At 72.1% G+C, this 20,575-nt stretch carries 18 protein-coding genes and 1 riboswitch; of the genes, 15 read left to right on the top strand and 3 right to left on the bottom strand.

Translation table 11 applies throughout. From position 1 onward, the window contains the following. Window positions 1-92: 92 nt before the first annotated feature. Window positions 93-281: an antitoxin gene (locus ACIGXJ_RS20555; protein ID WP_399647243.1), complete on the bottom strand. Its 189-nt coding sequence runs from the start codon at window positions 279-281 to the stop codon at window positions 93-95. A 135-nt stretch (window positions 282-416) separates the two neighbouring features. On the opposite strand from ACIGXJ_RS20555, the gene ACIGXJ_RS20550 reads away from it, so the two are divergent. After that, window positions 417-1,139 carry an HNH endonuclease family protein gene (locus tag ACIGXJ_RS20550; RefSeq protein ID WP_399647240.1) on the top strand — a complete coding sequence of 241 codons (723 nt, stop codon included), beginning with the start codon at window positions 417-419 and terminating at the stop codon, window positions 1,137-1,139. Between the two features lie 184 nt (window positions 1,140-1,323). After that, window positions 1,324-2,067, top strand: a complete 744-nt coding sequence (locus ACIGXJ_RS20545; protein WP_399647238.1) for an N-acetyltransferase — start codon at window positions 1,324-1,326, stop codon at window positions 2,065-2,067. Window positions 2,068-2,288: 221 nt separating this feature from the next. Here the strand turns inward: ACIGXJ_RS20545 and ACIGXJ_RS20540 are convergent, their stop codons facing one another. After that, complete coding sequence (locus ACIGXJ_RS20540) at window positions 2,289-3,053, bottom strand: hypothetical protein (protein WP_399647235.1); 765 nt, start codon at window positions 3,051-3,053, stop codon at window positions 2,289-2,291. A gap of 132 nt (window positions 3,054-3,185) precedes the next feature. Beyond that, on the bottom strand, window positions 3,186-3,878 hold the full coding sequence (locus tag ACIGXJ_RS20535; RefSeq protein WP_399647232.1) for a hypothetical protein: 693 nt from the start codon (window positions 3,876-3,878) through the stop codon (window positions 3,186-3,188). Window positions 3,879-4,112: 234 nt separating this feature from the next. Here ACIGXJ_RS20535 and ACIGXJ_RS20530 point away from each other — a divergent pair, with 234 nt between their 5' ends. The 13 genes from ACIGXJ_RS20530 to ACIGXJ_RS20470 all read left to right on the top strand — a co-directional run bounded on the left by ACIGXJ_RS20530 (window position 4,113) and on the right by ACIGXJ_RS20470 (window position 20,269). Then, window positions 4,113-6,620, top strand: a complete 2,508-nt coding sequence (locus ACIGXJ_RS20530; RefSeq protein ID WP_399647229.1) for an N-6 DNA methylase — start codon at window positions 4,113-4,115, stop codon at window positions 6,618-6,620. A gap of 171 nt (window positions 6,621-6,791) precedes the next feature. Next, window positions 6,792-7,439 carry a hypothetical protein gene (locus tag ACIGXJ_RS20525; RefSeq protein ID WP_399647227.1) on the top strand — a complete coding sequence of 216 codons (648 nt, stop codon included), beginning with the start codon at window positions 6,792-6,794 and terminating at the stop codon, window positions 7,437-7,439. Then, complete coding sequence (locus ACIGXJ_RS20520; protein ID WP_399647225.1) at window positions 7,436-8,968, top strand: protein kinase; 1,533 nt, start codon at window positions 7,436-7,438, stop codon at window positions 8,966-8,968. Before ACIGXJ_RS20525 ends, ACIGXJ_RS20520 begins: the two co-directional genes overlap by 4 nt. Before the next feature lie 550 nt (window positions 8,969-9,518). Then, window positions 9,519-10,166 carry a SurA N-terminal domain-containing protein gene (locus tag ACIGXJ_RS20515; protein WP_399647222.1) on the top strand — a complete coding sequence of 216 codons (648 nt, stop codon included), beginning with the start codon at window positions 9,519-9,521 and terminating at the stop codon, window positions 10,164-10,166. Window positions 10,167-10,443: 277 nt separating this feature from the next. Then, the gene (locus ACIGXJ_RS20510) at window positions 10,444-11,571 is read left to right on the top strand and encodes a nucleoside triphosphate pyrophosphohydrolase (protein WP_399647220.1); all 1,128 of its coding nucleotides are present in this window, start codon (window positions 10,444-10,446) and stop codon (window positions 11,569-11,571) included. 62 nt (window positions 11,572-11,633) lie between these two features. Continuing rightward, complete coding sequence (locus ACIGXJ_RS20505; protein WP_399647218.1) at window positions 11,634-13,007, top strand: cytochrome P450; 1,374 nt, start codon at window positions 11,634-11,636, stop codon at window positions 13,005-13,007. A 265-nt stretch (window positions 13,008-13,272) separates the two neighbouring features. Continuing rightward, window positions 13,273-14,262 (top strand): transglycosylase family protein, encoded by a 990-nt coding sequence (locus ACIGXJ_RS20500; RefSeq protein ID WP_399647215.1) that lies wholly within the window; start codon window positions 13,273-13,275, stop codon window positions 14,260-14,262. Window positions 14,263-14,445: 183 nt separating this feature from the next. Next, a riboswitch (cyclic di-AMP (ydaO/yuaA leader) is annotated at window positions 14,446-14,624 on the top strand. A 3-nt stretch (window positions 14,625-14,627) separates the two neighbouring features. After that, a complete protein-coding gene (locus tag ACIGXJ_RS20495; protein WP_399647212.1) occupies window positions 14,628-15,323 on the top strand; it encodes a transglycosylase family protein in 696 nt (231 codons plus the stop codon). A gap of 318 nt (window positions 15,324-15,641) precedes the next feature. Then, window positions 15,642-16,922: a phosphopyruvate hydratase gene (gene eno, locus ACIGXJ_RS20490; RefSeq protein ID WP_399647209.1), complete on the top strand. Its 1,281-nt coding sequence runs from the start codon at window positions 15,642-15,644 to the stop codon at window positions 16,920-16,922. A 147-nt stretch (window positions 16,923-17,069) separates the two neighbouring features. Further along, window positions 17,070-17,546, top strand: coding sequence for a septum formation initiator family protein (locus tag ACIGXJ_RS20485; RefSeq protein WP_399647207.1), 477 nt, complete (start codon window positions 17,070-17,072; stop codon window positions 17,544-17,546). Window positions 17,547-17,596: 50 nt separating this feature from the next. Beyond that, on the top strand, window positions 17,597-18,136 hold the full coding sequence (locus ACIGXJ_RS20480; RefSeq protein WP_399647205.1) for a DUF501 domain-containing protein: 540 nt from the start codon (window positions 17,597-17,599) through the stop codon (window positions 18,134-18,136). After that, window positions 18,133-19,098: an exopolyphosphatase gene (locus ACIGXJ_RS20475; RefSeq protein ID WP_399647202.1), complete on the top strand. Its 966-nt coding sequence runs from the start codon at window positions 18,133-18,135 to the stop codon at window positions 19,096-19,098. The genes ACIGXJ_RS20480 and ACIGXJ_RS20475 overlap by 4 nt, the downstream gene beginning before the upstream one ends. A gap of 130 nt (window positions 19,099-19,228) precedes the next feature. Next, a complete protein-coding gene (locus ACIGXJ_RS20470) occupies window positions 19,229-20,269 on the top strand; it encodes a PRC and DUF2382 domain-containing protein (protein WP_399647200.1) in 1,041 nt (346 codons plus the stop codon). Window positions 20,270-20,575 lie beyond the last annotated feature (306 nt).

The raw sequence follows: 20,575 nt of genomic DNA, 5'->3' as shown, positions 1-20,575 counted from the left end.
GCGGAGGCCGAAGGCCGAAGCGGGCCACGCCGGCACTCCGGCGGCCCGCGCACCCTTCCGCTACGTCTCCGTGTCCGGCGGGTGCGCCGGTTCTACGGCCGGTCGGGCGGCGACTCGTCCCGGTCCATGCCGAGCCGGCGCTCGGCCTGCCGCTGCGCGGCGTCGACCTGGCTCTCGTACTTGTTGCCCGTCCTCTCGTTGACCTGCTTCTCGGCGGCGTCGGACATGCCCTTGGCCTTGTCGCGCGACGCATGGCTCTTGAACCTGTCGAAGATGCCCATCCAGAGCTCCTTCCGAGGTGACTCAGAATCGACGATACGCCCGAGTTGCGAGGCATGTGCAAGTTGGGACGGTTCTGGTCTGGACCTCTCCGCCGCTACCGTGGAGGCAGGCACAGACAAGGGGAGGGGCTCTCGGTGGCGCGTCGCAGGGGCTGGGCCGTGACCGCGGTGGCGGTGCTGTTCGCCGTCTCCGGGTGCACGGAGGAGACGGGGGGCACGGGCGCCTCAGGTGAGAACGGAGCCGGAGCGGGCGGGGGTGCCGCACTCACCGCCGTCGACTCGCTGACCGTCAAGGGCCGTGCGCCCAGGAGCGGTTACGACCGGGACCGCTTCGGCACCCCCTGGGCGGACACCGACTCCAACGGCTGCGGCACCCGCGACGACATACTCCGACGCGATCTGGAGGACGTCGAGTTCGGCGACGGCCACTGCAAGGTCACCTCCGGCACCCTCGACCCCGACCCCTACACCGGCCAGGACATCGCCTACGTACGCGGGCGCAGCCAGGTCGACATCGACCATGTCGTCGCGCTGTCCGACGCCTGGCAGAAGGGTGCCCAGAAGTGGGACCCCGGCAAGCGCATAGCCTTCGCCAACGACCCGCTCAACCTGCGCGCCGTCGACGCTGGCACCAACCGCGCCAAGGGCGACGGCGACGCGGCGACCTGGCTGCCGCCCAACAAGGAGTACCGGTGCGCGTACGTCGCCAACCAGGTGGCCGTGAAGCGCAAGTACGGGGTGTGGGTGACGGCCGCCGAGAAGGAGGCCATGAAGCGGGTGCTGTCGCACTGCCCCGGACAGCGGCTGCCGGCCGGAGGGAACCCGACGGACGCACCGGCGAGGTTCCACGCCGACTGAGCGTCACGCGTCGAGGGGCGGGGGACGAGGGTCGCGCGCTGAGGGGCGGGGGTGAGCGGGACGCGTTGACGGGCGGGGGTGAGCGGGACGCGTTGAGGGGCGGGGGGTGAGCGGGACGCGTTGAGGGCGTCGGGCGCGGGAAAACCGGTTTTCGGCCGCTCGCCCCTGTGCCTACCGTGAGCGCATGGACGTGAAGGTGTCGACTCTCGCCGACCGCCCCGACCTGGTGGAGCCCGTCTTCGCCATGGCGGACACCTGGCCGGAGTTCGTGACGCAGGACCTGGTGGGCAACGCCCATTACGGCCGTATCGCCACGGAGTTCCCGCAGTACGCCCTGGCCGCCGAGGACGAGCGGGGCGAGGTGGTCGCGCACGCCTTCAGCGTGCCGTTCGCCCTGGCCGCCGAGGGCCGTGGCGAACTGCCCGCGCGCGGCTGGGACCAAGTGTTGATCTGGGCCTTCTCCGACCTGCGCCGCGGAGTCGCCCCCGACACCGTCAGCGCTGTCTCCGTCGTCGTCGCGCCGCACGCCCAGGGGACCGGACTGTCCGGCCGTATGCTCACCGCGATGCACGACAACGCGCGTGCACTGGGCCACCGCCAGGTCGTCGCCCCGGTACGCCCCAACGCCAAGCACCTCGAACCCCGTACACCCATGCGGGAGTACGCCCACCGAGTGCGCCCCGACGGACTGCCGCACGACCCGTGGCTGCGGCAGCATGCCCGCGCGGGCGCCGCCGTGGAGTCGGTGGCGCCCGCGTCGATGACCGTGGCGGCGTCGCTGGAGGAGTGGCGCCGCTGGACCGGTCTGCCGTTCGACACCGACGGCGAGGTGGAGGTGCCCGGCGCGCTGGTTCCGGTACGGGTGTCGGCGGCGCACGGGTACGCGGTGTACGTCGAGCCGAACGTGTGGATGCGGCGGGTGTTCTGAGGCGCCTTGGACCGGCGTGCCTTGCGCGCCGGGCCTTTGCGCGTCGGGCCTTTGCGCGTCGGGCCTTGCGCGTCGGGCCTTTGCGCGTCGGGCCTTGCGCGTCGGGCCTTGCGCATTGGGCCTTTGCGCGTCGGGCCTCGCGGGTTGGGCCGTGGGCCGTGGGCCTTGTGCTCGGGGCCCGGGGCCCGGGGCCCGGTTCCTTGTGTCCGGGCGCCTTCGCCTCAGCCGAGGTCGTCGAGGTCGAGGATCTCGCCGGCCGGCTTCTTCGCCGCGACGGGCTTGTCGTAGTCGCTGAAGACGAGGCTGCCGGTGTCGTCGGCGGCGTCGCTGTCCAGGCGCAGGACGTAGGGCTTGCCCGTGGTGGCGACGTACGCCGTGTAGGTGTCCTTGCCGTCCTTCTCCTCGAGGGCCAGCGCGGGGGTGCCCCCGACGGTGGTGGTCCTGCCGCGGGTGGCGTCGGAGGCGCCCTGGGTCTCGTCGCCGAGCAGCGTCTCGAGGTCGCACAGGTCGGCGATCTCGGCGGCCTCGGCGTCCTTGCCCGAGGTGGTCCACTTCCCGGCGAGCATGTCCACGGCCGCGTCGGTGTCCTCCTTGGGCTCGCCCTTCATCTGGGCGCGCAGGAAGGCCTCGTCGAAGCGCGTGTACACGGCGTCGCCGACCCTGATCACATCGGTCCTGCCGCCGTCGGCGCTCAGCGTGCCGACACAGTCGCCCTCGCTGTCGAGCGCGATGTCGATCCGCAGCGGGCCGCCGCTCGCCTCGTCCTGGATGTCGCCCTTCACCCGCACCGACCGGGCGTCCATGGTCGTCCTGAAGGCCTTGTCGGCGATCTCGCCGCCGCTCATGCCCGGGAACGGCTCCGCGGCCTTGGACGGGGTCGGGGTCGCGCCGCCGGTGCTCTTGGCGTCGTTGCTGTCGGCGCAGCCGGTGAAGACCACGGCCGTCGTGGCGGCGATGCAGAGGGCGACAACGGTGTTGATGCGCATGGCAGTTCCTCGGAGTGGTGATGCGGTTGTTGATGCGGGTGGGGGGTGCGGTGCGGTGCGGTGATGCGGGTGGGGGTGCGGGGGCCGGCGGGGCGTCGCGCGTTCGCGCCACGCCCCGCACGAGGGGCTCGCTCAGGCCTTCTTCCAGTCCTGGCAGCCCGACGTCTTGAAGTAGGCGTCCGAGGCGTCGATGGTCACGACCGCGGTGCCGGAGACGTTGTTGTTCGCGATGATCGAGTCGATGGAGTGCTCGGCGTCCTTGGTGCGCTCCCAGTAGCACATGTCGTCGGTGTTGCCGGTCGACTTGTACGTACCCGGGGCGATGTCGACCCCGACCTTGAACATGCCGCCGTCGCCGGCCATCGCGGCCTTCGGGGAGCTTCTCTTGGCCTTCGGGTCGACGGCCTCCCAGTCGGCACAGTCGCTGGACGTGAACAGCTTGTCCGTGGCCTTGACGGTGACGTAGCTCGTACCGGTGACGTTGTCGTTCGCCAGCAGGGAGTCCAGCTCGCCGGAGGCGTCCTTGGCGCGCTCCCAGTAACACATGCCGTCGCTGTTGCCGGTGCTGCGGTAGGTGCCGGGCTTGATGTCGCCGCCGACCTGGTAGTCGCCGTCGCCGTCGATGGCGGCGGCCTTGTCCGTGCGCTCGGCGGTGTCGCCGGTGTCCTCGGCGGCGCCCCCCGGCTTGCGGTCGGCGGCCGCGGAAGAGCCCTTGCCGCTTCCGGAGGTGCCGCCGTCGCCGTTGTCCCCCGCGTTCGCCGACACGGCGGCGATGACGACGACCCCCACGACGGCACCCAGCGCGACCTTGCCCTTCATACCCATGGCTGTTCCCTCCCCTAAGCGACGACTGCCTCCGACCGGCAGCCGCTCGTTCGCTGGGTCAATAAGAGCATGCGCTGTGAACCGAGTCAACACGGTTCACAGAGTCGGAGTGGTACACGACCGTGAACTCCCGAATCTTGCGTACGGTCCGTGAATCGGTAGCTCTTGCGTACGTCGGTATGCTCGACGCCACACAGGGGTCACGGGGATTCGGGACGAGGGGAGCGGCTGCCAGTGCAGGACAACGCGACAGAGGTGACGGCCGCCGGAATCGCACGGCTCGCCGGTGTCGGCCGAGCCGCCGTGAGCAACTGGCGCCGCCGGCACGCCGACTTCCCCAAGCCCGTCGGAGGCACCGAGACCAGCCCCTCCTTCGCACTCGCCGAGGTCGAGGCATGGCTGCGCCGCCAGGGCAAACTCGCCGAAGTACCCCTGCGGGAACGGGTCTGGCAGCAGCTCGCCGGGCACCCCGAGGGACCGGTAGCGGCACTCGCCCACGCCGGGTGCGTCTTGCTGCTCATCCATGACCGGCCGACGGTGTGGCTCGAAGTGAGCGCCGGCTCCGACGAACGGCTCGCCGCGATGCTGCCGGAGGCGCTGCGGCAGGTGATCGTGACGCGCTTCGGCGGCGGTAGTGACTCCGGAGCGGGCGGTGCCTCGGGAGCGGGTGCTGTGAACTCGGCCTCCGGGCGGGGGCCTGTGAACGCACCGTCTGGGCGGGACTCTGTGAACGCGCCGTCCGGGCGGGACTCTGTGAACGGTCTTTCCGCGCAGGCGACTGTGAGCGGGCAGACAGGGCAGGGGGCTGTGAACTCGGGACCGGGGCGGGGCGGCGTGAACTCCGGCTCGGCCGGGGCTGCTGTGAACGCCGACTCGGGGGCCGACGCTGTGAACCCCGCATCGGCGCAGGGAGCTGTGAACTCCGGCTCGGCTGGGTCCGCTGTGAACTCCGGCTCGGCGGAGCCCGCTGTGAACCCCGCACCGGGGCACGCTGCTGTGAACCCCGCAGGGCACGCTGCTGTGAACCCCGCAGGGCACGCTGCTGTGAACCCCGCACCGACGCAGAGCCCTGTGAACCAGAACACCCGTCGCCACGCCAACACCGTCGGCGCCGTCCACATCCCCACCGGCCCGGAGATCCTCCCCTCCGTCCCCCTCCTGCGCGGCGCGGCCGAGCTGGCGGCGGAGCTCGGCGCGCGGCAGACCTTCGAGTTCCTGCTCGGCCGGCACCTGGACGCCAACCCGCGCCAGTACACCCTCACGCCCGCCGAACTCGCCCGGCTCATGGCCGACCTCGCCGGACCCTCCCGCACCGTCCTGGACCCGGCCTGCGGCACCGGCGCCCTGCTGCGTGCCGTCGAGGCCCGCCCCGAGCAGGAGCTGTACGCCCAGGACAGCGCCCCCGACCTGGCCGCGCTCACCACGCTCCGGCTCGCCCTGCACACGAGGGCCGTCGTGCACGGAGCGGCCGGTGACGCGCTGCGCGCCGACGGCCACCCCGGGCTGCGCGCCGACGCCGTCCTGTGCCACCCGCCGTTCAACGAGCGCAACTGGGGCCACGACGAACTCGCCTACGACCCGCGCTGGGAGTACGGCTTCCCCGCCCGCAACGAGTCGGAGCTGGCCTGGGTGCAGCACGCGCTCGCCCGGCTGCGGGACGGCGGCACGGCCGTGCTGCTGATGCCGCCCGCCGCGGCGTCCCGTCGTTCCGGCCGCCGTATCAGGGCCGATCTGCTCCGCCGGGGCGCGCTGCGCGCGGTCGTCGCGCTGCCCGTCGGCGCCGCGCCGCCGTACAACATCCCGCTGCACCTGTGGGTGCTGCGCCGGCCCGCGCAGACGTCCGCGCAGCCTGTCGCCGCCGAGGTGCTGCTCGCGGACGCCGGGCAGTTCGCGGGGGAGGGGCGCGGCGGGCCCGACTGGCGCGCGGTGCAGGAGTCGGTGCTCGACGCCTGGCGCGCCTTCGACCGCGCGGGCACGGTCGAGGAGCAGCCGGGCGTGGCCCGCGCGGTGCCCGTCATCGAACTCCTCGACGACGACGTCGACCTCGCCCCCGCCCGTCACCTGCCGCCTCCGGCCGCGGCCGACGGCGCCGAGCAGCTCACCGCCGTACGCGACCGCCTCGGCGAGACCCTGCGGCTGACGGCCGACCTCGCGCCCGCACCGGCCGGTGCCGCCCAGCAGACGCGCTGGCCGCTGACCACCGTCGGCGAACTCGCGCGCGGGGGTGCCCTGGTGATGCGCACCGGCGGAAACGGCGGCCACGCGCGTGTGCCGGTGCTCACCGACCACGACGTGCTGGCCGGAACCACGCCTTCCGGCTCGCTGCCCGAGAGCGACGAGGAAGCCGTGCTGACGCGGCCCGGGGACGTCGTCGTGCCGGTGCTCGGCGGCGGCGCGGTGGCGCGTGTCATCGACGAGGCGACCGGGGGCGCCGCCCTGGGGCGCAACCTCGTCCTGCTGCGGCCCGACCCCACGGCGCTCGACCCGTGGTTCCTGGCCGGCTTCCTGCGCGGCACCGCCAACAACCGCCAGGCCAGCAGCTATGCCTCCACCGCCACCCGGCTCGACGTACGGCGCCTGCAACTGCCCCGGCTCGCCCTCGACGAACAGCGGCGCTACGGCGCGCGGTTCCGTGCACTCGACGAGTTCGAGCGGGCGCTCAGGCGCGCGAGCCGGCTCGGGGAGCAGCTGGTGCGCGGGATGTACGACGGGCTGACGGACGGCACGGTGACACCGGACTGAGCCGCGCCGGCCGGGGCCGGCCGCCCCTCGGGACCGTATGACGGGATGACGAGGCGGTGCCGACCTGATCAGGACGACAACGGTTCGGTACAACTCCGGACCGGTTGTCGGTGTCGGCCTATACGCTCGACCTCTACGTCGAAGTCAGTCCATCCCGGTCCAGGAGCAGTCATGTACGGCCACGGCGCGGTGCCGCCCTCCCGAGGTTCGGCCACGGTCATCACCCTGCGCGTGCTGTTCGCCGTCGCCGGTCTGCTCTCGTGCGGACTGCTCGCCTGTGTGCCGCTCTTCCGCGTCGCGTACCTGCGTGGCCGGTGGTACGACTGGACGGCGGCCTGGGTGAGCCTGCCGCTGTCCATCACCGCGCTCGCGGTGGTGGGTTCGGTGCCGGAGTCGGACGCGCGTGGCGATGTGGCCATGGCCGGGGTCATGCTCCTGGGCGCGGCGAGTGCCGCCTACTTCCTGACCGTGGACATCACCCTCGGCGGCCGGCGGCGCCCGTTCGCCGGTCCGGTCCCGCCGCCGGTGGCGCCCGCCTTCCAGGCGCCCTACGGCTACCCGCACCCCACCCCGCCGGCGTCGCCGTACACGAGCACGTTCGGCAGCCAGGGCGCCCCGGTGTTCGGGCCCGGCGCCCCCACGCCGGTCCCCCAGCCGCAGCCCGACCGGATACCCCAGGCCCCCGCGCAGGGCCCCGCCTCGGCGCCGCAGCGCCCCGAGCCGGCCCGTATCGACCAGGTCCGCGCGGAACTCGACGAACTGAGCAACTACCTGCGCAACCAGGACGGTCACGACGGCCGGTCCGAGGGCGGACGATGACCGTGACGGCAGGCCGTGTGGTCGCCGGCCGCTACCAACTGGCCACGCTCATCGGCCAGGGCGGCATGGGCCAGGTCTGGACGGCGTACGACCAGAGGCTCGACCGGCGGGTGGCGGTGAAGCTGCTGCGCCCCGACAAGGTGGCCGGACAGGAGGCCGACGAACTGCGCCGCCGTTTCGTGCGCGAGTGCCGGGTGACCGCACAGGTCGACCATCCGGGGCTGGTCACCGTGCACGACGCGGGCAGCGAGGGCGAGGAACTGTTCCTCGTGATGCAGTACGTCGACGGGGCCGACCTCTCCGACCACCTCGCGGAGCACGATCCGTACCCGTGGCAGTGGGCGGTGGCGGTCGCGGCGCAGCTCTGCGCGGTGCTGAGCGCCGTGCACGCCGTGCCGATCGTGCACCGGGACCTCAAGCCGCGCAACGTGATGGTGAAGCAGGACGGCACGGTCACCGTCCTCGACCTCGGTGTCGCGTCCGTCATGGACACCGACACCACGCGGCTGACCCACACCGGCTCGCCCATCGGCTCACCCGCGTACATGGCGCCGGAGCAGGCCATGGGCGGCGCGGTCGGCCCGTACACGGACCTCTACGCGCTCGGTGTGCTCCTGCACGAACTGCTGAGCGGGAACGTGCCGTTCGCGGGTTCCACCGCGCTCGGTGTGCTGCACCGGCACCTTTACGAGCCCCCACTGCCGGTACGCCGGCTGCGCCCGGAGGTGCCCCAGGCGCTGGAGGACCTCGTGCTGCGGCTGCTCGCCAAGGACCCGCAGCACCGGCCCGGCTCCGCGCAGGAGGTGTACGAGGAGCTGGCGCTGCTGCTGCCCGCGCGCGGGACGCCCACCGGGGCGCCCCTGGACCCCACACGGCCCTTTCTTCGCCCGCACGCCCCTTGGCCCGACCGCGCGCGTACGCCCGCGCACCAGCCCGCCCCGGTCGCCCCGGCCGAGACGGTGGACAAGCCGGATGTGGCCGGCGCCGTCGACGAGGTCAAGCGGCTGCTCGGCGAGGGCCGCATCACCCAGGCCGTCGACATCCTCGGCGCGATCCTGCCCGCCGCCGCGCAGCAGCACGGCGAGCACTCTCCGGTCGTACGCACGCTGCGCAAGCAGTACGCGGCCACGCTCATGGACGACGGCCAGTACCGGCGCGCGCTGCCCGAACTGCGCCGCCTCGCCGACGAGCGCGCCGCCGAGGCCGGCCAGGCCGACCCGCAGTCGCTGCGCTACCGCTACGACGCCGCCCAGTGCCTGGAGCAGCTCGGCGAACCGGCGGCCGCGCTCGCCGCGTACCGGGAGCTGCTGCCGTACTACGAGAACCAGTACGTCTCCGGCGACCCCGAGCTCGCCCACGACGTGCGCCGCCGCATCGGACACCTGCTGCTCGCCCTGGGCGACCGGGCGGCCGCCCACGACACCCTGATACGCCTGCTCCACGACGTGGAACGCCTGCAGGGGCCGGCCCACCCGCTGTCGGCGGACATCCGGCGGACCCTGCAGTGGCTGGGGCAGGTGCGTGGCTGACCGGGAGTCGCCCTTGCGCAGGGCCGTCGAACGGCTCATGGCCCCGCTGAAGGCCAACATGTCCCGGCCGGGGACTTCAGCTCCGAGTCGATCCAGCGGCTCGGCGACCCGGTGCCGATGCTGGTGCGCAACGACGGCACCGAGCCGCTGCGGCTCTGGCTGGAGCCCTTCGGCCAGGACTGCCGGCCGGCGCCCGATGAGGCCGTGCACGTCACCTCGTACGGCGACTGGAACGACCACCCGTTCGAGACGCTGCACGAGCCGGGCTGTTCTGACGGTGTGGGCCACCTCGTTCTTCGCCACGGTCTCCTACGAGAACGGCGACGAGTTCCCGCCGGGGCCGAGGGACGGCCTCCAGGGCTGAGGCCCCGGCCCGGTGCGGCCCGGGCAGGCGCGGCCCGGCCCGGGCCAGGAGCGGGCGGACCGCGTGCCGGTGCCCGAAGTCCCGGTGAATCGTTGGTCGAATGGGTTGGCCAGAGCTGCGCCGCTGCCTAACATCGATCACCGCAAGACTTTGTGCACCGTCGCACAATCTCCTCGGGAGGCTTCCTTGCACCGCCGCCGTCGCACCGCGCTCGTCCTCACCGCCGCGATCGCCGCCGCGGCCCCCTTGCTCACCGCCTGCGGAAACGATGCGCACCCCGGTGCTGCGGCCGTCGTCGGCGGCCAGCGGATCACCGTCTCCCAACTGGAGAACCGCGTCGAGGAGGTCCGCGACGCCCAGCGCGCGGCGGTGGCGGACGAGGCCCAGTACAGCCAGGTCATCGCCAAGACCGGCACCCTCACCCGCGACACCCTGCACGGCATGGTCCTCGACCGGGTCCTGCACCGTGCCGCCGAGGACGCGGGCGTCACCGTCAGCCGCCGCGAGGTCCAGAAGATGCGCGCCGGTCTCGAACAGCAGGCGGGCGGCGCCAAGGCGCTCCAGACGGCCTGGCTGCAGCAGTACTCCGTCGCACCGGAGCGCCTCGACGAGAACCTGCGGCTCCAGCTGGAGGCCCAGAAGCTCGCCGAGGCACTGGGCACCGACACCAGCCAGCCCGCCTTCTGGAAGGCCCTGTCCGAGGCGTCCAAGGAGCTCGACGTCGACCTCAACCCGCGCTACGGCACCTGGGACGCGGAGAAGGTCGGCCGGGTGGACGCCAAGGCACCGTGGGTGCGGGACGTCACGACGGCGGCCGAGGAGCGGCCGGCGTAGGGGAGACCTGGCCGGTGGACAGGGGAGCAGCCCGGTGGACAGGGGAGCAGCCCGGTGGACAGGAAGCGCGCCCCGCGGAACGAAGAAGCGTGCGGCGGGCGGGCCCGAGGTCCGGCGGGCCTGCGGTGCGCCGGGCGTGAGGGTACGGCGGTGATCACCTGCCTGGGGCCGGCCGGGCCGGAGTCCGGAGTCACGTCCGGTCGGATCATCAGATGATCCGCTCCAGCCTGTGGACGACGCTCGTCGGTCCGTCCGCGGCTTGCGTTACGTTCGGATCGTGAACGCAACCAGCTTCGAACCCGCCGCCCCGGATCCCCAGGCACACCCGGAGCCCCACGACGCCCCCGGCCGTATCGTCCTGCTCACCACCAGCCACCGGGTCGCCCCCGGCCTGCTGTCCTGGCCCGCCTGGCAGGCGCTGCGCACCGCCGACCGTGTCCTGTGCGCGGACGGCGCCCACCCGCAGCTGCCGTATCTGCGGGAGGCGGGGATAACCGTGGCCGAGGCGGCCCCGACCGCCGAGGAGCTGGTGGACGCCTGCGCGCGCGGACACACGGTGGTCGTCGTCGCGACGGGCGAGGGCGAGCCGGCCCTGACGGACGGCCTGGCCCGCCTCGCCGGCTCCGGCCGGGTGCGCATGCCGGAGCTGGAGCTGCTCCCCGCCTCCTACGACCTGCCGGGCGCCCGGCTCCTCGACCTCGTACAGGTCATGGACCGCATCCGCGCCGAGTGCCCGTGGTCGTCGCGGCAGACCCATGAGGGGCTGGCGAAGTACGGCATCGAGGAGGCGTACGAACTCGTCGAGGCCATCGAGGAGGGCGACCGCGACGAACTGCGCGAGGAACTGGGTGACGTCCTGCTCCAAGTGGTCTTCCACGCGCGGATCGCCGAGGAGCACCCCGACGCCCCGTTCTCGATCGACGACGTCGCCGGCGGCATCGTCGCCAAGCTCATCCACCGCCACCCGCATGTCTTCGGGGACGCGACCGCCACCACTCCCGAAGAGGTCAAGGAGCACTGGCTGCGCACCAAGGCGGAGGAGAAACGCCGCTCCTCCGTGACCGAGGGCATCCCCCTGCACCAGCCGGGCCTCGCCCTCGCCGCCAAGCTCGCCTCCCGCGCCCGCACGGCAGGCCTCGACGTCTCCCTGCCCCACACCGACGCCATCGGCTACGAACTCCTCGCCCTGGCCGTCCGCGCCGAGTCCGAGGGCGTGGACCCGGAAGCGGCCCTCAGAGCGGCGGCCCGCGCCTACCGGGACGCGATACGCGAGACGGAGACGGCCGCGGCGAAGACGGGACACCGGCGAGTCACGGACGACAAGGACGACAAGGACGACAAGGACGACACGGACGGCACGGACGGCACGGACGGCATGGGGAACACGGGCGGCGTCCAACACTGACCCGAGCGGCCCCGCCGAGGCCGAGTCCCGCGCAACCGCGCCCGGCCAGCTACCGTCAACCGGTGACCAACCACCCCCACCCCAGCCCCGACCCCAAGCCCGGCCACGACCCGAAGCCCAGCCCCGCGCCCAGCCCCGCGCCCAGCCCCGACCCCCACCCCGCGCCCGACCCCGCGTCGGCGCCCCACCCAGCGCCACCAGAACTCTTCACCTGGGAGTTCGCCACCGACCCGTACCCCGCCTACGCCTGGCTGCGGGAGCACGCGCCGGTGCACAGGACGCGTCTGCCGAGCGGGGTGGAGGCGTGGTTGGTCACGCGATACGCCGACGCCAAACAGGCGCTGGCGGACGCGCGGTTGTCGAAGAACCCGGAGCATCACGACGAGCCCGCGCACGCGAAGGGGAAGACCGGCATCCCCGGTGAGCGCAAGGCGGAGCTGATGACGCATCTGCTGAACATCGACCCGCCGGACCACACCAGGCTGCGGCGGCTGGTGAGCAAGGCGTTCACACCGCGAAGGGTGGCCGAGTTCGCGCCGCGGGTGCAGGAGCTGACCGACCACCTCATCGACCAGTTCGCGGCGAAGGGGTCGGCGGACCTCATCCATGAGTTCGCCTTCCCGCTGCCCATCTACGCCATCTGCGACATGCTGGGCGTCCCGCGGGAGGACCAGGACGACTTCCGGGACTGGGCGGGCATGATGATCCGGCACGGCGGCGGCCCGCGGGGCGGGGTCGCGCGGTCGGTGAAGAAGATGCGCGGCTATCTCGCCGAGCTCATCCACCGCAAGCGGGAGGCGCTGCCCGCGGAGCCCGCGCCGGGCGAGGACCTGATCTCGGGCCTCATCCGCGCCTCGGATCACGGTGAGCACCTCACCGAGAACGAGGCGGCGGCGATGGCGTTCATCCTGCTGTTCGCCGGATTCGAGACGACCGTCAACCTCATCGGCAACGGCACGTTCGCCCTGCTCAACCACCCTGAGCAGCGTGAGCGCCTCCAGCGCTCGCTCGCCGCGGGGGAGACCGGCCTCCTCGCGACGGGGGTGGAGGAACTGCTGCGGTTCGACGGGCCGGTGGAGCTGGCGACCTGGCGGTTCGCCACCAGGCCGCTGACCATCGGCGGACAGGACATCGCGGCCGGCGACCCCGTGCTGGTGGTGCTGGCCGCGGCGGACCGGGACCCGGCCCGGTTCCAGGACCCTGACACCCTCGACCTCGCCCGCCGTGACAACCAGCATCTGGGCTACGGGCACGGCATCCACTACTGCCTGGGCGCCCCGCTGGCCCGGCTGGAGGGGCAGACGGCGCTGGCCACCCTGCTCACCCGGCTGCCGGACCTGCGACTGGCCGTGGATCCGGCCGAGTTGCGCTGGCGCGGCGGCCTCATCATGCGCGGCCTGCGCACCCTGCCGGTCGCCTTCACACCGACCCGGTGAGCACCCGTCGCACCAAGGCGGCGTACAGCACAGGCCGTTGACGACGGCGAACGTGACACACCCTCAAGTCTGTGATCTTCACGTGATCTGTGCGGCATTAACTTGTGACAAGTGATCGTCTGCCGATACGTTCACCCATCAGCGCGGCGCCCCGCTTCACACGCCGCGTGGTCCCTGCTGTCGCACGAAAGGCTTCCGCATGCTCTCCGGGAACGGTCGTCACCGTCGCCCCCGCCAGGCTCCGGCTCTCCTCGTCGCAGCCGGAGTGACCGGCTCCGCCATCGCGATCCCGCTGCTCGGCGCCTCGGGCGCGAACGCGGCGGACGGTACGACCTGGGACCGGGTCGCGGAGTGCGAGACGGGCGGTGCCTGGAGCGCGTACGACGGCTACGGCCACTTCGGCGGCCTGCGGCTGACCCAGACGGACTGGGAGACCTACGGCGGCCTGGACTACGCCCCGAGCCCCGAGCAGGCCAGCCGTCAGCAGCAGATAGCCGTCGCCGAGCGCGTCCTCGCGGACCAGGGCGTCACGGCGTGGCCCACCTGCGGCCCGCTCTCGGGCCTCGGCGAGGACTCGGCGCCGGCCGACGTCGACACCGGAGTCTCCGAGGACGCCTCCTCGGGTCTGGGCGGCCTGATCGACACCCCCGGATCGTCCGAGTCGTCCGGTTCCTCCGGTTCCTCCGACTCCTCCCCTCTGCTCCCCTCCCCGTCGTCTTCCTCGTCGCCCTCGTCGTCTAACGGCTCGACAGGGAGCGACGGTCAGGACGAGCAGGGCAATCAGAGAAATACGACCAAAGCGGACCCTTCGCCTGATGCGGACTCCGGCTCGAGCCGGGACGCGGGTGCCGCTTCGCCGGAGTCCGACAGCTCCGCCACAGGCAACCTCCAGGACGACTCGGACAAGTCCGGCCAGAGTGGTACCTCTTCGGCCGACGCTGACGCCGACACGGGCACCGGCCGGCACCGCGGCGACAGCGCCGACGAGGGTGTCGGGGAGGACGTGGCGGACGGCCGTACGGGCGATTCCACGGCGCGTCACGCCTCGCGCGGCGGCGCGGTCGTACGGGATGCGGCCGACGGCGAGTACACCGTGCGGGCCGGCGACAGCCTGTGGGGCATCGCCGACTCCCTTGGACTCCAGGGCGGATGGTCGGAGCTGTATGCCGAGAACCAGCAGACGGTCGGTACCGATCCGAACCTCATCCTGCCCGGTCAGACGCTTGCTGTAGGGGTCGAACCGGGCGAAAAGTAGCGGGAGTTCACGCATGGTTCGCCGCCATATGTCCGGTTTGGCGAAACTGTGGGATGAGTCTCAGAAGCCCTGATCGTCTTTGAAAATCCGCCGATCGCCTGTCTACGGTCGTGACCGCTCGCCAACACGAGCCCCGGCAGCCACACACGCCGAATCCTGCCAGTGGCCGCCCGGGAACAGTCGTCGCGTCAAGCGCCGTAGGCAGGAGCGGGGGACCCAAGGTAAGCGCCGGGTCCGGGGGTTGAGGAAACTCGACACCGGAACCGGCTTGGGGTGAAGCCGCAGCTCGTGAGAGCCGCGGCCGGGCAACTCAACCGGCCCGAACCCGACAGCTCACCTCGCAGGCGTCGGTGAGGGGATCTTCCATGCTGTTTTCCGGCAAGGGCAAGCACCGTCGTCCGAACAAGGCCACTCGCGCCATCGCCATCGCCGGTGTGACCGGCGCCGCCGTCGCCGCCCCGCTCATGGCGGCCGGCAACGCCTCCGCCGCCACCGCTTCCGAGTGGGACGCCGTCGCCCAGTGCGAGTCCGGCGGCAACTGGTCCATCAACACCGGCAACGGCTACTACGGCGGTCTGCAGTTCTCCGCCTCCACCTGGGCCGCGTACGGCGGCACGCAGTACGCCGCCACGGCCGACCAGGCCAGCAAGTCCCAGCAGATCGAGATCGCCGAGAAGGTCCTCGCGGGCCAGGGCAAGGGCGCCTGGCCGGTCTGCGGCGTGGGCCTGTCCAGCACTCCGTACAACGGCGGCTCCGCGGACTCCGGCAGCACCGCCACGCAGGAGAGCACCCCCGCCCCGGCCCCCACCCGCGAGACCGAGCAGCAGAGCGCCTCCCGCTCGCAGGAGCGCCCGGCCGCGAAGAAGACCGTCACCACGCCGACCGGCAAGAAGGTCGAGAAGGGCGACGGCGAGTACAAGGTCGTCAAGGGCGACACCCTCAGCTCGATCGCCGAGAAGCACCACGTCAAGGGTGGCTGGCAGAAGCTGTTCGAGCTGAACAAGGACATCATCGACGACGCCGACTTCATCTACCCGGGTCAGCAGCTGCACCTCAAGTAGTCGGCGCTCTCCCCCCCTGGCTCCCCGCCCCGGTGCGTGTTCCCCCGTACGCACCGGGGCGGGGCCATGCCCGGGGGCCGTCGCCGGGATCATCGCCGGGGTCATCGCCGGGGTGGGCCGCGCCCGGCGGTGAGGGGGCGCGACGGTGCACGGACGAGCTCACCTCCGCCCGTTTGTTCCGTTCGGAAACAATTTACGCTCGGTTTCCGTCCACGGGGTGGGCGATCGGCTGGCCGATCCCCCGGAGCCGGTTAGGCTCGTCTCGCAGAGCCACCCGCGGTTCTGCTCAAAAGCGTCACATCCACGAAGGAGATGCTCGTGCCGTCCATCGACGTCGTCGTAGCCCGGGAAATCCTGGACTCCCGAGGCAACCCCACGGTCGAGGTCGAGGTCGGCCTCGACGACGGCAGCACGGGTCGTGCCGCCGTCCCGTCCGGCGCCTCCACGGGCGCCTTCGAGGCCATCGAGCTCCGCGACGGCGACTCGAACCGCTACCTCGGCAAGGGTGTCGAGAAGGCCGTCCTCGCGGTCATCGAGCAGATCGGCCCGGAGCTCGTCGGCTACGACGCCACCGAGCAGCGCCTGATCGACCAGGCCATGTTCGACCTGGACGCCACCGACAACAAGGGCTCGCTCGGCGCCAACGCCATCCTCGGTGTCTCGCTCGCCGTGGCCCACGCCGCCTCCGAGGCCAGCGACCTGCCGCTGTTCCGCTACCTGGGCGGCCCCAACGCGCACCTGCTGCCGGTGCCGATGATGAACATCCTGAACGGCGGCTCGCACGCCGACTCCAACGTGGACATCCAGGAGTTCATGATCGCCCCGATCGGCGCGGAGTCCTTCTCCGAGGCCCTGCGCTGGGGTGCCGAGGTCTACCACACCCTCAAGAAGGTCCTGAAGAGCAAGGGCCTGGCCACCGGTCTCGGCGACGAGGGCGGCTTCGCCCCGAACCTCGGCTCCAACCGCGAGGCCCTCGACCTCATCCTCGAGGCCATCAAGGAGGCCGGCTACACCCCCGGCGAGCAGATCGCGCTCGCCCTGGACGTGGCCGCGTCCGAGTTCTACAAGGACGGCTCGTACGTCTTCGAGGGCAAGAACCGCTCCGCCGCCGAGATGACGGAGTACTACGCCGAGCTGGTCGACGCCTACCCGCTGGTCTCCATCGAGGACCCGCTGTTCGAGGACGACTGGGACGGCTGGAAGACCATCACCGACAAGCTCGGTGACAAGGTCCAGCTCGTCGGCGACGACCTGTTCGTCACCAACCCCGAGCGCCTGGCCCGCGGCATCGAGGAGGGCGCCGCCAACGCCCTGCTGGTGAAGGTGAACCAGATCGGCTCGCTCACCGAGACCCTGGACGCCGTCGAGCTGGCCCAGCGCAACGGCTTCAAGTGCATGATGTCCCACCGCTCCGGCGAGACCGAGGACGTCACCATCGCCGACCTGGCCGTCGCCACCAACTGCGGCCAGATCAAGACCGGCGCCCCGGCCCGCTCCGAGCGCGTCGCCAAGTACAACCAGCTGCTGCGCATCGAGGAGATCCTCGACGACGCCGCGGTGTACGCCGGCCGCAGCGCCTTCCCGCGCTTCAAGGGCTGACCACAGCCCGACCGGCGGCCCGACCGGCGGCCGGCAGGGCCGACCGCGCCCTGAAGGCGGCCTGACAGGCAGCGTCGTACGTACGTCCCCGTACTCGGTCCCGTACCGTGTGCGGGGACGTACGCGCGTGAACGGGAGGCGGGCAACATGGCCGTGAAGGACCGGGACCGGTTCTCCACCGCGACCAGACTGCGGCTGCTCGGCGAGCAGACCGCGGCCCGCGTCTACCGCTCCCAGACCCGGCGCCAGGCGCGCCGCTCCCGGCTCACCGGCCGGGCCGCGCTGCTCGCCCTGGTGGTCTGCTCCCTGATCGTCGCCCTCGCCTATCCGATGCGGCAGTACGTCGCCCAGCGCGCCGAGATCGCCGACATGGAGCGGCAGCAGCGGCAGGCCCGGGAACGCGTCGAGGAACTGCGTGACCTCAAGGCGCGGTGGCAGGACGACGCGTACGCCGAGCAGCGGATCCGCGAACGGCTGCACTATGTGATGCCCGGGGAGACCGGCTACATCGTCGTCGACCCGGACGCGGCCGAGCAGTCCCGCGCCGACCACGGGGCGGCCGACCGCCCCTGGTACTCCAACGTCTGGGACGGCGTCGACAAGGCCGACGCCTCCGGCCGGTGAGAGACCGCCTGCGCACGACCTCCAGCGAAAGACACCAGAGAAAGACAGGCATGGAAACGCCCCCGCCGACCACTCCGCGTACCGAGCCCACCGACGCGGACGTCGAGGCCTTCAAGCAGCAGCTCGGGCGGTCGCCGCGCGGGCTGCGCGCCATCGCGCACCGGTGCCCGTGCGGCCAGCCCGACGTCGTCGAGACGGCCCCCCGGCTGCCCGACGGCACCCCCTTCCCGACGCTGTACTACCTGACGTGCCCGAAGGCCAACTCGGCCATCGGCACGCTGGAGGCCAACGGCGTCATGAAGGAGATGACCGAGCGCCTCCAGTCCGACCCGGAGCTCGCCGCGGCCTACCGTGCCGCGCACGAGGACTACATCCGGCGCCGCGACGAGATCGAGGAGCTGAAGAACTTCCCGAGCGCCGGCGGCATGCCGGACCGGGTCAAGTGCCTGCACGTCCTGGTCGCCCACTCGCTGGCCGCGGGCCCCGGCGTGAACCCGCTCGGCGACGAGGCCCTCGCCATGCTGCCCCAGTGGTGGAGCAAGGGCGCCTGCGTGACCCTGCCCGAGAAGACCGAGGAGGGGGAGCAGTGACCCGGGTCGCCGCCATCGACTGCGGTACGAACTCCATCCGCCTGCTGGTCGCCGACTGCACCGTGTCCGACGGCGCCGACGGCGCGGGTGCCACCGCCGAACTCGTAGAGCTGGACCGCCGTATGACGATCGTGCGGCTCGGACAGGGCGTCGACCGCACCGGACGGCTGGCGCCCGAGGCACTGGAGCGGACCTTCGCCGCCTGCCGCGAGTACGCGGCCGTCATCAAGGAACACGGCGTCGAGCGGCTGCGGTTCGTGGCCACCTCCGCCTCCCGGGACGCCGAGAACCGCGACGAGTTCGTGCGCGGGGTCATGGACATCCTGGGCGTCGAGCCCGAGGTCATCACCGGCGAGCAGGAGGCCGAGTTCTCCTTCACCGGGGCGACCAGGGAGCTGGCCGAGCACGACCACCTGCCCCGGCCCTACCTCGTCGTGGACATCGGGGGCGGCTCCACCGAGTTCGTCGTCGGTGACGAGCACGTCCGGGCCGCCCGTTCCGTGGACGTCGGCTGTGTGCGGATGACCGAGCGGCACCTGGTGCACGACGGCGAGGTGACCGACCCGCCCACCGGGGCGCAGGTCGCGGCCATGCGCGCCGACATCGAGGCCGCGCTCGACCTCGCCGAGCAGACCGTGCCGCTGCGCGAGGCGCGCACGCTGGTGGGCCTGGCCGGGTCGGTGACGACCGTGTCGGCGATCGCGCAGGAACTGCCCGAGTACGACTCGGCGGCCATCCACCACTCGCGGATCTCCCGGGACCGGGTCCGCGAGATCACCGAGTGGCTGCTGCGCTCCACGCACGCCGAGCGGGCGGCGATCGGGGCCATGCATCCGGGCCGGGTCGACGTGATCGCCGCGGGCGCGCTGGTGCTGCTGTCGATCATGGAGCGGACCGGCGCGGAGGAGGTCGTGGTCAGCGAGCACGACATCCTGGACGGCATCGCCTGGTCGGTCGCGTGACAGTACTCCTCTGAAGTGCAGCGGCAGCACTTACGGAAAGAATGTGCCCTTTGTGGCTCGTGTGTAGTTTCGCCCCTTTTGTGGTGTCAACCCGCCAAGGGAACCGCTCCCGGAGAAGGGTGAAACGAGCATGATCACCAAAGAGCAGATTCCCGCAGTCCTGGACCACGCGGTCCACGACGAGGACGGCAGGAAGATCGGTGAGGCCAAGCACGTCTTCCTCGACGACGCCACCGGGCGCCCCGAGTGGGCGTCGGTGAAGACCGGCATGTTCGGCACCAGCGAGTCCTTCGTGCCCATCCGCGACGCCTCGCTGGTGGACGACCACATCGAGGTCCCGTACTCCAAGAGCAAGGTCAAGGACGCCCCTCACGTGGACGTCGACGCCGGCGGCCATCTGTCCGCGACCGAGGAGCACCGGCTCTACGAGTACTACGGCATGAGCTGGGACGAGTCCTGGGCCCGCGCCAACGAACCCGGCGAGAGCGGCTGGGCGCACGGGGGCACCGGAGGCGCGGCGGGCACGGCGGCGGCCACGGGCACCGGCACCGGTATGGGTACCGGCGGGGACGCCACCGGCATGGGCACCGGCACCGGTATGGGTACCGGCGGGGACGCCACCGGCATGGGCACCGGCACCGGTATGGGTACCGGCGGGGACACCACCGGCATGGGCGCCGGCGGAACGGCCATGGGTGCGGGAGCCGGTGCGGCGGCCGGCGCGCGTGCGGGGCGCGAGAGCGCCGGCCACCAGGACGACGCCATGACGCGGTCCGAGGAAGAGATGCACGTCGGCGTCGAGCGGCGCGAGACGGGCCGTGCCCGGCTGCGCAAGTACGTCGTGACCGAGGAGGAGCAGTACACCGTCCCGCTGCGGCACGAGGAGGTCCGCGTCGAGCGGGAGCCCATCACCGACGCCAACCGTGACGCCGCCCTGTCCGGCCCGGAGATCACCGAGGCCGAACACGAGGTCGTCCTGCACGAGGAGCGGCCGGTCGTCGAGACCGAGGTCGTGCCGAAGGAGCGCGTCCGCCTGACCACGGACGAGCACACCGAGGAGGAGACCGTGCGCGGGCAGGTGCGCAAGGAGCGCATCGAGAACGACACGGGCATGACCGACGGCGACACCGAGGAGGGCTACGGCACCGACAGGCCGGGCCCCGGCAGGTAGCGCTCGGCGCCCCGCGGCCGACCGCGGCCGGAAGCCGGCCGGAAGCAAGCCGGTAGTCGGCCGGAACTCGGACCGAACCCGGAACCGAAACCCTGAGCGCCGCCGGTGCCTCCGGCGGCGCTCCACCGGGCCCGCCTTTTGCCGCCCGGTACCTCTGTTGAGCAGGTCAGGGCGTCGTATGAGCGCCTCGGAGGCCGCTTCGGGCCCCTCCGGGGCCTGTCCGATGACGCCGCGTCGGAAAAGTTCGTGAAGTTCTTCACAAGGAATTCGGTCCCGAAGGGGGCTGGAGGGCCTCCGATAGGCCGT

It is taken from the genome of Streptomyces sp. NPDC053367, from assembly GCF_044545925.1.
Classification (GTDB): Bacteria; Actinomycetota; Actinomycetes; order Streptomycetales; family Streptomycetaceae; genus Streptomyces.
This window is presented reverse-complemented; position numbering and strand designations above follow the sequence as displayed.

Bases quoted from the DNA above. Each gene is read 5' to 3' on its own strand.
- ACIGXJ_RS20555 (WP_399647243.1), bottom strand. From the start codon at position 281: ATGGGCATCTTCGACAGGTTCAAGAGCCATGCGTCGCGCGACAAGGCC.
- ACIGXJ_RS20545 (WP_399647238.1), top strand. From the start codon at position 1,324: ATGGACGTGAAGGTGTCGACTCTCGCCGACCGCCCCGACCTGGTGGAG.
- ACIGXJ_RS20540 (WP_399647235.1), bottom strand. From the start codon at position 3,053: ATGCGCATCAACACCGTTGTCGCCCTCTGCATCGCCGCCACGACGGCC.
- ACIGXJ_RS20535 (WP_399647232.1), bottom strand. From the start codon at position 3,878: ATGGGTATGAAGGGCAAGGTCGCGCTGGGTGCCGTCGTGGGGGTCGTC.
- ACIGXJ_RS20525 (WP_399647227.1), top strand. From the start codon at position 6,792: ATGTACGGCCACGGCGCGGTGCCGCCCTCCCGAGGTTCGGCCACGGTC.
- ACIGXJ_RS20520 (WP_399647225.1), top strand. From the start codon at position 7,436: ATGACCGTGACGGCAGGCCGTGTGGTCGCCGGCCGCTACCAACTGGCC.
- ACIGXJ_RS20495 (WP_399647212.1), top strand. From the start codon at position 14,628: ATGCTGTTTTCCGGCAAGGGCAAGCACCGTCGTCCGAACAAGGCCACT.
- ACIGXJ_RS20485 (WP_399647207.1), top strand. From the start codon at position 17,070: ATGGCCGTGAAGGACCGGGACCGGTTCTCCACCGCGACCAGACTGCGG.
- ACIGXJ_RS20480 (WP_399647205.1), top strand. From the start codon at position 17,597: ATGGAAACGCCCCCGCCGACCACTCCGCGTACCGAGCCCACCGACGCG.
- ACIGXJ_RS20470 (WP_399647200.1), top strand. From the start codon at position 19,229: ATGATCACCAAAGAGCAGATTCCCGCAGTCCTGGACCACGCGGTCCAC.